The sequence below is a fragment of the Streptomyces bungoensis genome (assembly GCF_001514215.1).
Classification (GTDB): domain Bacteria; phylum Actinomycetota; class Actinomycetes; order Streptomycetales; family Streptomycetaceae; genus Streptomyces; species Streptomyces bungoensis.
This window is the reverse complement of sequence record NZ_KQ948865.1, coordinates 162,664-173,596: the sequence shown is the minus strand read 5'-3', so window position 1 is coordinate 173,596 and position 10,933 is coordinate 162,664. Positions and strand designations below refer to the sequence as shown.

The 10,933-nt window shown below is 77.4% G+C and carries 8 protein-coding genes; 3 read left to right on the top strand and 5 right to left on the bottom strand.

What is annotated here, in order from left to right; genetic code table 11:
* The first annotated feature begins 39 nt into the window (after positions 1 to 39).
* Entirely contained in the window at positions 40 to 1,290 is a 1,251-nt protein-coding gene (locus AQJ66_RS26270) for an MFS transporter (protein WP_061926950.1), read from the top strand.
* A gap of 73 nt (positions 1,291 to 1,363) precedes the next feature.
* Here the strand turns inward: AQJ66_RS26270 and AQJ66_RS26265 are convergent, their stop codons facing one another.
* The 3 genes from AQJ66_RS26265 to AQJ66_RS26255 form a co-directional block, all read right to left on the bottom strand.
* Positions 1,364 to 4,279 carry a helix-turn-helix transcriptional regulator gene (locus AQJ66_RS26265; RefSeq protein WP_079060433.1) on the bottom strand — a complete coding sequence of 972 codons (2,916 nt, stop codon included), beginning with the start codon at positions 4,277 to 4,279 and terminating at the stop codon, positions 1,364 to 1,366.
* A gap of 161 nt (positions 4,280 to 4,440) precedes the next feature.
* A complete protein-coding gene (locus tag AQJ66_RS26260) occupies positions 4,441 to 4,641 on the bottom strand; it encodes a hypothetical protein (RefSeq protein WP_061926948.1) in 201 nt (66 codons plus the stop codon).
* Between the two features lie 91 nt (positions 4,642 to 4,732).
* On the bottom strand, positions 4,733 to 7,864 hold the full coding sequence (locus AQJ66_RS26255; protein ID WP_061926946.1) for a type 2 lanthipeptide synthetase LanM family protein: 3,132 nt from the start codon (positions 7,862 to 7,864) through the stop codon (positions 4,733 to 4,735).
* A gap of 469 nt (positions 7,865 to 8,333) precedes the next feature.
* On the opposite strand from AQJ66_RS26255, the gene AQJ66_RS26250 reads away from it, so the two are divergent.
* Complete coding sequence (locus AQJ66_RS26250; RefSeq protein WP_061926944.1) at positions 8,334 to 8,945, top strand: helix-turn-helix transcriptional regulator; 612 nt, start codon at positions 8,334 to 8,336, stop codon at positions 8,943 to 8,945.
* On the top strand, positions 8,942 to 9,589 hold the full coding sequence (locus AQJ66_RS40695) for a helix-turn-helix transcriptional regulator (RefSeq protein ID WP_061926942.1): 648 nt from the start codon (positions 8,942 to 8,944) through the stop codon (positions 9,587 to 9,589). The genes AQJ66_RS26250 and AQJ66_RS40695 overlap by 4 nt, the downstream gene beginning before the upstream one ends.
* Positions 9,590 to 9,756: 167 nt before the next feature.
* Here AQJ66_RS40695 and AQJ66_RS26240 read toward each other — a convergent pair whose 3' ends face one another.
* Positions 9,757 to 10,539 (bottom strand): 4'-phosphopantetheinyl transferase family protein, encoded by a 783-nt coding sequence (locus tag AQJ66_RS26240; RefSeq protein ID WP_063804090.1) that lies wholly within the window; start codon positions 10,537 to 10,539, stop codon positions 9,757 to 9,759.
* Positions 10,532 to 10,783 (bottom strand): MbtH family protein, encoded by a 252-nt coding sequence (locus AQJ66_RS26235; RefSeq protein ID WP_061926940.1) that lies wholly within the window; start codon positions 10,781 to 10,783, stop codon positions 10,532 to 10,534. Before AQJ66_RS26235 ends, AQJ66_RS26240 begins: the two co-directional genes overlap by 8 nt.
* Positions 10,784 to 10,933: the final 150 nt, after the last annotated feature.

Genomic DNA, 10,933 nt, shown 5'->3' with positions numbered 1-10,933 from the left:
GACGGACCCCGGACGCGTCCGCACGACGAAAGGCACACCATGGCCACCACCCTCGCCGCAGCCGGTCCGCGGCTGTGGGCACCCGCCCGGCACCGGCCCTTCCGGCTCCTCTGGCTGGGCCAGTCGCTGTCCCTGCTCGGCGACGGCTTCAGCGTCGTCGCCTTCTCGTGGATCACCCTGGGCCTGACCGGATCGACCCTCGCCCTCGGCTACGTCCTGGCCTTCCAGGCCGTACCGCGGGCCCTGCTCACCCTGGTCGGCGGCACCCTCGGCGACTCGCTTTCCACCCGGACCCTGATGATCGCCTCCAGCTGGACCCGGGCCGGGCTGATGACCGGGGTCGGCGTGGCCGGCCTGACCGGGCACCTGACGGTGTGGATGCTGTGCGCGGCGGCCGCCGCGTTCGGCGCCGTCGACGCCTTCTTCCAGCCGGCCCGCGTGTCCATCCTGCCGTCCGTGGTGGACGAGAGCCTGCTCACCCCGGCCAACGCCCTGCTGGGCGCGGGGTCGAGGACCGCGGCCGTCGTCGGACCGGCCGTCGGCGGCCTGGTCATCGCCCTGACCCGGGCACCGGTGGCCTTCCTGGTCGACGCCGTCTGCTTCGCCCTGTGCGGCTGGTGCGTGGCGCGCATCCGCACCCGGCCCCGCCCGGCCGGCCGGGAGGAGGCCGCCGCGGCGCCACCGCAGGCGTCCCTGGCCGCCCGGATCCGCGAGGGCGTCACCTTCACCCTGCGCGACCCCCGGCTCCGCACGGTCGTCGCCCTCGACACCGCCGTCAACTTCTGTTACGCCGGGCCCTTCACGGTCGGCTTCGCCACCCTCGCCTCCCAGGTGCTGCGCGGCGGTTCCACCACGCTGGGGGTGCTGAACGGCTCCCTCGCCGGCGGCGCCATGCTCGGCACGCTGGCGGGCGGCGCCCTCGGCGGCCGGCCCCGGGTCGGGCTGCTGGTGGCCGCCCTGGCCGGCTGGCTGGCCGCCGGGATGGCCGTGCTCGGCCTCGCCCACAGCACCCCGGCCGTCGTGGCGACGGTGCTCGCGATGGGCTTCGCCATCGGGTTCCAGGGCGTGTTCGGGCTCAGCTGGATCCAGCGGAACATCCCCCAGGACGTGCTCGGCCGGGTGGTGTCGGTCGACATGGTCCTCGGCTACGCGGCGGCCCCGCTGTCCCTGATCGTGTGCGGCACGCTGGCCCGCGTCGGCCCGCTCGCCCTGTTCGGGGTGGTGGCCGCGGTGCTCGCGCTCACCGGCCTGGCGGTGCTCGGCTCCCGCCCGGTGCGCGAGATGAGGTAGGGGCGTGTGCCGCCGGGACGACGGGCCGGGGCCCTTCGTCCCGACCAGCCCGGCAGGATCCGAACGACAGACCTCAGGCGTCCCGCAGGGCGGCCGACCGTGCGCACAGGTCCGTGCGGTTGGCCGCCCCCGTCTTCGTGATCAGGCTCGCGATGTGCTTCTCCGCCGTGCGCGGCGAGATGAACAGCCGGTCGGCGATGTCCTTGTTGCTCAGCCGCTCCGCGAGCAGCCGGAACACCTCGAACTCCCGCACCGTCACGCCCTGGGCACGCAGCCCGTCGGGGATGCCGCTGGTGCCGGTGCGGTGCTGGTGCACGGAGGCGCCGAGCCGGCGCAGCCCGGCCCGGCAGGCGCCCGTGACGGCCTGCACGTCCCGGTCGTGGAAGTAGTGCTCCGCCTGCCGCAGCCAGCCCACCGGATCCCCCCAGCCGTCCTGGTGCGCCGCGTCCGCCACCAGCCGCAGTCCGAGGTGCCGGGCCAGCGGGTACGGTTCGGCCACCGCCAGCGCGGACTCCACCGCGGCGGCCGCCCGCTCGCCCGCCCCCTCGCGGCCCAGCAGGACGGCGTCGGCGAGCAGCACGAACTGGCGGTTCCAGCGCATCCGGGCGACCGCGGTGGCCGTGATCTCCTCGTGCCGGGCCCGGTCCGCGTCCCCGGCGAGCACGTCCAGCAGCAGCCCCAGGCCGTGGGTGCCGCTGAGGTGGTAGGTGGAGGGGTTGCCCGCCTCCAGCTCCAGCACCTTCCGCAGCTCGCCGCGGGCGAGTTCGCGGTCCTCCTCCAGCAGCGCGCAGAAGACGCGGGCCAGCCCGCGGCCGAGCGGTTCCTCCTGCGAACCGGCGCCGTCCCACTCGGCGAACGCCGCGAGCGCCCGCTCCATCCCGGTCCGGTCGGCGTGGTGGGCCGCCAGGACGGCCTGGGCCATCAGGACGTACCGCACGGCGGGCGCGAGGCGCAGCCGCCGTACGACGGCCAGGCACTCGGCGGCGGCCGACCGGGCGGTCTCGTCGTGACCGCGCAGCACCGCGTCCAGGACGAGGATGCCGTCCACCGTGTGCACGATGTTCACCGAGCCGAGCCGCAGCGCCTCCTCCCGGGCCGCGAGCAGACCCGAGGTGTCGCCGTCGGCGAGCCAGGCGTTGCCGCCGAGCCGGGTGGCCGCGTACATGCGCTGCAGGGGCAGGCGGTGGCGTTCCGCCGTGGCGAGGGCCTGCCCGAGCATCGCCTCCGACTCCTCCGGGTCCCGCTTGCGGGCCACGGTCGCGAGGAGTTCGAGGGCCTGGCAGGCGACGACCGGCAGCCCGTAGCGTTCGGCGGTGTCGGCGGCGGACCGGGCGAGTTTCTCGGCGTGCTGGGTGCGGTCGGGCCCCGGCGTGTCGAGGGCCAGGTAGGCGGCGGTGACGTCGACGGCCGCGGTGGCCGGCTCGTCCGGGGCGGTGGCCAGCACCTCGCGCGCGCGGGCCGTCTGCCGGTTGCCGTCGCTCCACCGGCCCGCCGTGTGGGCGACCTTGGCCAGCCGGGTGTGCAGCGTGGCGAGCCGGGCGGGGCTCAGTCCCGAACCGTCCAGCGCGTGCAGGTCCTCGGCCAGGTCGAGGGCGCGGGAGAAGTCGCCGGCCTCGGCCAGGGCCGGCAGCAGGTTCTCCAGCACCGCGGCCCGCGCCTGCGGGTCGCCCGCGTCGGCCAGCAGGCCCTCGGCCCGGCTGAGCAGGGTCACGGCGGAGCCGAGCGCCCCGGCCGCCAGCGCCCGCCCGCCGGCGTCCGCGAACAGCAGGCCGGCCCGGACCGTGTCGCCGGCCGCGCTGCGCAGCCCGGCGGCGAGCGCGCACCAGTCGCCGGGCAGGCCGGGGTGCAGTTCCTCGACCGCCTCCGCGCCCCGCCGGGCCAGGTCCGCGCGCCGGCCCGGGGTCATCTGCGTGAACAGGGCCTCCACGGTGAGCGAGTGCCGGAAGGAGTACCAGTCGGGGGCCGGTTCGTCGGGCACCACCAGCCGCGCGGCCACGCCGGCGTGCAGATGGCTGAGCAGGGCCCGGTCGTCGATGCCGGTCATCCGCTGCAGGACAGTGAGCGGGAAGCGGCGGCCGAGCACGGCGGCGGCCGAGAGCAGGGTCAGGCCCTGCACGCCCAGCCGGTCGATCCGGCGCAGAATGCCGCGCGCCAGCGTGGACGAAACGTCACTGCGCAGGTCGCCGACGGCCCGCCAGCCCTCCGGGCCCTGCACCAGCGTGCCGGCCCCGATCATCGACTGCAGCAGTTCCTCGATCAGGTACGGGCTGCCCGAACTGTCCTCCCACAACCGCTCCAGCACCGCCGCGGGCACCTCGTCCGGGCCTGCGGCGCCGAGTTGGGCCGCGATCGTCTCGTACGCCTGGGGCCGGGTGAGCGGCGGCAGTTCCAGCAGGGTGGCGGCGCCGCGGCGGCGGGCGGACTGCGCGAGGTCGAGGGCGTCGCTGAAGTCCGTCCGGACCGTGGCCAGCAGCAGGACGGGCGTGTACTCGAGGTTGTCGACGAGGTATTCGAGGACGCCGAGCGTCTCCGGGTCGGCGTCGTGGAGGTCCTCCAGCAGCAGCAACTGGCCCTGCCCGCGCCCGGCGGCGATGAGCAGGCGCAGCACCGCCTCGCCCAGGATCACCATGGAACTGCTGTCCCGTTCCCCGGTGTTCCACTCGGGGATCAGCCGGCCCAGCACCGGCCGGTAGGGGCCGAGGGCCAGGTCGTCCATGGGTTCGCCGCCGCGGAACAGCGACATCAGGGCCTCGGTCAGCGGCCGGAACGGCACGGCCGGTCCGGTGGTGCTGCTGCGGCCCCGCAACACTCGCATGCCGGCGCCCAGCGCCCCGCCGACGGCCTCCGCCGCGACCCGCGACTTGCCGACGCCCGCCTCCCCCACGAGGAAGACGACGCCGCCGCGGCCCTGTCGCGCGTCGGCCAGGGCACGTTCGAGCAGGGCCAGTTGGGAGCCCCGTCCGACCAGGGAAGCCGCATGGGAACGCATGAGCGCAGATAGTAATCGGAACATCGCCGCCCGCGGCAGGCCGCACGGACGGGGAACTCCGCCGGCGCCGCCGCGCGGCCCGGTGCGGCCGGTGCGGACACGGCGGCGCGGGCCGCGTCCAGCTGGCCCGCGCCCTCACCGCTGCCAGGATCGGCCCCCGGTCACCGCGGTGCGGAGACGGAGGTGTCGAGGGTGCTGAGCGTGATGACGATGCCGCTGGTCAGCACCATGCCGGCGAGGACGCGGGCGCGGGCGCAGGCGCGGTTGCGGCCCTTGAGCGTGATCCCGCCCGCGGCGTCCTGCTCCTCGGCGGCGGCGGTCTCGGTGGCGTCGGCGGCGGTGGTGGCGAGGTTCTTGTCCATGACGGTGATCTCCTTCTGGCGTCCGTGCGGTGGGCACGGGTGGGAGGTGGAGGAACTGCCGTGGTGCTGAGGAGCCGAGGAGCGTGATCGGTCAGTGGCCCGGCTGTCCCAGGAGCAGGACGGACGGGACGGTCGTGGGGTGGGCCAGGCGGAGCAGTCCGTAGCCGATGCCGGACAGCCCGGTCAGCAGCCCGGGGGAGGGCACGTGGTCGGGGGTGGCGCAGCGGTGGCCCTGTGCCTCGACGAGCGCGAGCACCTGTCCGCTGCGCCGGGTCAGCGTCCCGGCGGAGGCCGCGTCGCCCCGTTCGGCGAGCTCGGCCAGCGCCTCCAGCGTGCCGAGCGTGCCCTGCCCGAGGCTCAGGCCGGGGTCCACCCCGACGTCCGCCAGCCGGGCCGACAGCGCGCCGGCGAACGAGGGCGCGGCGGCCGCCACGCCGGCGAACCCGGAGGCCCAGGAGGGGTCCGCGTGCGCGTCCCGCGCGTCCCGGACCGCGGCGCGCAGCAGGGCGTCGGCGGCACTCGCGTGCGCCGAGGCGCGCTCCGGGCGGCGGCCGGCGTAGCGCCGCAGCGCCCAGCCGATCCCGGCCGCGCCGTGGGCGAAACCGTGGTTCCGCTCCGGGGCCGCGTGCGCGCCGATGGTGCCCGCGCCGTGATCCGCCGTCCCGGAGAGGTCCGGCCCGCACGCCGTCACCAGCAGCAGGTCCGCCACGGTGTCCGCCAGCCGCAGGGCCTCGGGCGCCCCGGTCGCCTCGTGCACGGCGACCGCGGCGGCCAGCGCGCCGGCCCTGCCCCCGGCCAGCCCCGGGTCCGGGCAGGCCGCGACGGCGTGCCCGAGCGCGGTGAGGGCGTCCGGCAGACAGCCCGTCAGGTCCTCACCGAGCAGCGCGGACAGCCTCGGGAGCGCGTAGACGATGCCGGCGAGCCCGTCGTAGGCGCCGGGTCCGGCCGCCGCGCTCAGTTCGGGATCGGCGGCCAGTGCCTTCATCAGGGCGGGCAGCGGCAGGACCGCCTCCCGGGCCAGCGCGGCGTACCGCCCGGCACCCGTCAGCGCGTCCGTCTGGGCGAGGAACAACGCCACGCCGCAGTAGCCCTGTCCCAGCCCGGCGCCCATCGGCAGCACCGCCCAGTGCGGCCCCGAGACCTGCTCCAGGCCCAGCCAGTTGGTCCGGCCGCCGGCGCGTACGGCCCGGGCGGCGATCTCGTCGGCGATCCCGCACGCGGCGGCCAGCAGCCGCGAGGCGTCGGGCACGACCTCCGGGACCGGGGCCGGGGCGAGTTCGGACCGCCGTGCCAGGGGCGAACCGGCCCCCCGCGCCGCCAGCGTGGCCGAGACGATCCACTCCTGGTCGTGGCAGTCGACCTCGTCCATCCGGGCGAGCTTGTCGCGGACGGCGGTGAGGCTCGCCACCGGCAGCACCTCCGGCAGCCACGTGCCGTCGGCCGTCCGGACCCCTGTACCGGACGGCCGGTGCACGAACAGCGGCACGTCGCCGCGCCACAGGTCCGCCGTCTCGTGCTCGGCGAGCCGCCGGCGTGCCTCGTCGTGCTCGGACTCGGTCCACAGCACCGCGAACACGCCCTCCCGGGCGAGCGCGTCCCCGAGCAGGGACGGGTGGGCGGACTCCTCCAGCAGCGTGGCGTACAGGCGGGTCGAGCGGACGATGAGCCGGGCCTCGCCGTCGGCGTGCGACGCGAGCGGTGCCGCCGGGGCGAGCAGTGCGCGGCCGTGCGCGGCGAGCGCCGCGTAGGCGGTGCGGAACCCCTCCAGCAGAGCCGCCCGGTGGTCGGCCCCGTCGAGGGCCGCCCCGGCGGGGCGGGGCTGGTTCTGCGCGGCGGGGCTGAGCAGCGGGGCCCGTACGGCCCGCATGGTGTCCCGGCCGCTGTCCTCCCAGCGCAGGCCCTCGCTGGGGAAGGTGCCTTCCGCGGACCGGCCGAGTGCGGAGATGTCCAGCGCGCCGTGTTCGCCGATCAGCAGGTGCGGCAGCAGGCAGGTGCGGTGCACGGAGGCGTGCAGGGCGTCCGCGGCCGGGTCGGTGCCGGCCGTCATGGGCTGCGGCAGCCCGGTGTGCAGCAGGGTCTCGGCGTCCACCAGGACGGGCTGGTCGCCGCAGGCGATGACGTTCTCGTAGTGCATGTCGGCGCCGTCCACCGCGTACAGCAGGGCCAGCAGCGCGCCCTGGCGCCGGTAGAAGGCGTCGGTCTCGGCCACCGACCGGCACCAGCGGTGCTCCACGAACTCCAGCCATCCGTACCCCGGCCGGCGCAGGCTGCGCGGGGTGCGCAGCGCCAGGCCGGGCACCTCGGCGTTCAGCCAGGCCACCAGGTCGTCGAGCAGGGCGTGCTGGTCGAGCGGGCGGGGCTTGTGGACGATCCGGTCCCCGCCGGCGAAACGCAGGACGGCGACCGCCCGGTTGCCCTGGTGGGCGTCCCCGAGACCGAGGTCCACCCCGGTCAGGGCGCCGGGCTCGCGCCCGTCGAGGAGCCCGGCGACCAGGTCGTCCCGGTCGGCCTGGAACCGCGCCACCAGCTCCGCCGCCGCGTCCGCCGCGTCCAGCGCGGTCTGGCCGAGCATCCGGGCCAGCACCGGGTAGGCGGCGACGAGTTCGGTAAGGCCCCGCCGGGTGCCGGTGGCGGCGGCGAACGAGGCGAACCGCTCGCGCGGTCCCGCCCCGGCGAGCCGCCGGGCGCGCCGGGCGAGGGCGAGCTCGTGGACCAGCGTACGCGCGGCCTGCTGGACGAGCTGGCCGGTCAGCCGCCGCTCGAACGCCTCCTGCCACACGGCCTGTTCGGCGGCGGGAACGTCCGCCATGCGGTGGGCCAGCCGCTCCGCGGCCGGTACGACGAACGGCCGTACGACGCCGGCGAAGGCGTCGGGGCCCTCCCCGTCCGTGGTGAGCTCCCGCACGGTCTCGGGGGCGGCGGCCAGGGCCGCCTCGACGTACCCGGCCCAGCGGGGCTCGGCCGCGCGGGCGGCGAGCAGCTCGGCCGGTTCCGCCGCGAGCGCCGCCGCGGTCGCCCCGTCCACGCCCAGGTGGGCCAGTCGCAGGGCGAAGCCCTCGGGGTCCCCGGCGGTCCAGGGAGCGCGCCCGGAGGCGGCGGAACGGGCGGACGCCGCCGGCAGGCCGGGGGCGGCGAGCCGTTCCGCGAGGGACAGCGCCGGGGCCCACCACGCGAGCGGCGGGCCGGCGCTCCGGGAGGCCGGGAGGCTGGCGGTCTCAGTCACGACAACGAAGGTGGCAGACGCCCGCGACCCCCACATGGGGAAGTGACCCCCATATTCCTGCGGACCCGCCCCCCAGGTGGGGAATGCCCGCTCCGGGAAGGCCGCGCACCGGGGAGAAGCGCACGTCAGCGGCATGGCCCGGCCGTCTCCCGGAAGGGGGGCGGACCGGTCGGCGTACGGGTGAACCCCCACCTCCCGCGGCGGCCCGCCCCGCAACCCGCGGGGGCCCGCCCGCACGCCTGCCCGGTACGGGCGTCCGTCCGCCGGGCCGCGCCCCGGGCGGGCCCCGGGCGGGCCCCGTGTGCGGGACGGCGGGAAACCGGCCGCCCGCCCCGGCGGGCGGGCGCGCAAAAGGTGGGGACCGACTACCGATGCCGCGGCACGGCCGGCGGGCGCACGGTGTCGTGCAGAACCCCCAGACCGCCCGCCGTGCTCACCACCGGGCGAACGACCTTCCAAGGAGCAGCAGATGGGAGCACCCGTACCCGTCGGTGTGGTCGCCCTCGACCCCGTACTGGAGGCCGGCACCCGCAGCACCCTCCTCGCCTGCCCGGAACTGACCCTGTGCGAGCCCGCCGACGCCCGGGTCGCCGTACTGACCGTGGACCGGCTGGGCCCGGCCGAGCTCGACACGGTGCGCCTGACCCGCGCCCACCGGCAGCGCCCCGCGGTCGTCCTGGTGGCCGGCGCCCTCGCCTCCGGCGACGCCCTGCACGCCCTCGCGGCCGGCGCCCGCGGCCTGCTGCTGCGCCGCGAGGCCGACGCATCCCGCCTCGGCCACGCCGTGCTGGCCGCCGCCCAGGACGACTGCACCCTGCCGACGGACCTGCTGGAAGAGGTCCTGGACAGCCCGGCCGACGCCCGGCACGGCAGCGGCGGCTGGGCCGGAGGCACGCTGTCGGACCGGGAGCGGTCCGTGCTGCGCCTGGTCGCCGACGGGCACGAGACCGCGGAGATCGCCCAGCGCCTCGCCTACTCGCCGCGGACCGTGACGACCGTCGTGCACGACATCACCCAGCGTTTCCGGCTGCGCAACCGCGCACACGCGGTCGCCTACGCCCTCCGGGCGGGCCTGCTGTGACGGCTCCCCTCACGGCCGCGCCCCCCGCGCCCGCCTCGCCCGCCGCCCCCGCCGTGTCCCGCGCCCCCGCGACCCTGCGGGTGCTGCCCGCGCACGGTGCGCACCGGGTGCGGGCCCTCGCCCGCCGCGCGGGCCTGAGCTGCACCGACGGGCACACGACCGCGGGGACCGTCACCGTGGTCGTCGCACAGGACGCCGAACGGGCCCTGCGCGGCCCGCGCGACACCGGGCCGCTGCTGCTCGTGTGCGACACCGTCGGCCGGACCGGCCTGCTGCGCGCCCTGCGCGCGGGCGCGGTCGTCCTGCGCAGCGGGGACCTCACACCGGAGAGCCTGGCGGCGGGCGTCCGGCGCGCCGGGCACCCGCACCCGTGCATCCCCTACCCGGAACTGTCGCACCTGCTCACCAGCGGCCCGCCGCCCGGCGGGGAACCGGGCGGCCGCGGCGGGCCGCCGGTCCTGACGGCACGCCAGACCGCCGTCCTGCGCCTCATGGCCGACGGACACGCCAACGCGGACATCGCCCGGCTGCTGAACTGCTCGGCACACACCGTGAAGAACGTCGTCTACGAGGTCATGGCCCGCCTCCAGGCCCGCAACCGGGCGCACGCGGTCGCCCAGGCGGTCCGCCACGGCCTGGTCTGACCCGGCCCGGCCCGGCCTGGTCTGACCCGGCCCGGCCCGGCGGGCGGCGCCGACGCGGTGCGGGGGCCGTACGAGGAAGGGGCGGGCGCAGGCGCCCGCCCCGGACACACCGAAGGAGAGCGGGGACCGGCCGTCCGGCCGGTCCCCGCTCTCCTCGCGCTGCGCCCTCACCGCGTGCGCAGGGCCACCGCCGCCGCGTACCCCGCCGGGACGAGGACGTCCCGCAGCGTCCACTCCGGTGCCGGAGCGGCCGGCAGCGGGCCGGTGCCGACGTAGTCCAGCGCCGGATCGCGCACCAGCCCGGTCCCCAGGCCCTTGAGGTAGGCCTCCTTGCGGACCCAGGTCCGGGTGAACGCCGCCGGGCGCTCGTGCGCGGGCAGCCGCGCCAGCTCGTCCGCCTCCGCCGCGTGCAGCGCGGACTGCGCGCCGAGCACCGCCTGGGCGGTGGCCAGCCCCTCCACGTCCACACCCACCGGGGTCGGGGCGAGCGCCACCATCACCAGGTCCCCGCTGTGCGACAGCGAGAAGTGCACCCCGGAGGTGCGCAGCGCGGGCCGGCCGTGCGGGCCCCCGCAGCCCGCGCACGGCTCGCGCACCAGCGGCAGCGCGTCGGCGGGGACGCCCAGCAGCCGGCTCAGCACGCCGCGCAGGGACGCGTGCGCCACCACGTACGCGTCGCGGTCCCGGGGCCGGTGGAACGCGGCGGCCCGCGCCCGTTCCTCGGCGTCCAGCAGCTCCCGCGCGCGCCGCAGGGCGAGGCGGTCCTGCCGCCCCACCTCCGCCAGGTACAGCTCCACCGGCCGGTGCGGCACCCGCGGGCCCGGGTCAGGGGTGCCGGAGCCCGGTCCGGACAGGTCCAGGACGGCCGGGCACAGCCGGCCCGGCGGCGCCGCCGACGGCGGGGCGTGCGCCGGCCGCGCGAGCAGCGGACCCGGGCGGGACTCAGACATCGGCCCCGGCCGGCCGGCGGCGCAGGCTGAGCGGGCGCATGTCCGTCCAGACGGCGTCGATGTGGTCCAGGCACTCCTGCCGGGTGCCCCGCCGGCCCTCGGCGTGCCAGCCGGCCGGCGGTTCGCGGTCCGCCCGCCAGATCGAGTACTGCTCCTCGTCGTTGCGCACCACGAGGTACACCTCCTCGGTGTCCGGGCGGACCTCCTCGCCGCCCGTGCCGGTCGCGAAGTCTGATTGCGTCACGGTGAACCTCCCGCAGGTGATGGGGCCGGCCCGCAGGTCAGAACCGGCGAGGTCAGCGTGCCCGCCGCCGCCCGCCCCGGTCAGGGCCGAACGCGCCGGACCCGGGGCACGCGTTGCTGCCGGATCTTCTCTGGTGACGGGAGGCCGCCG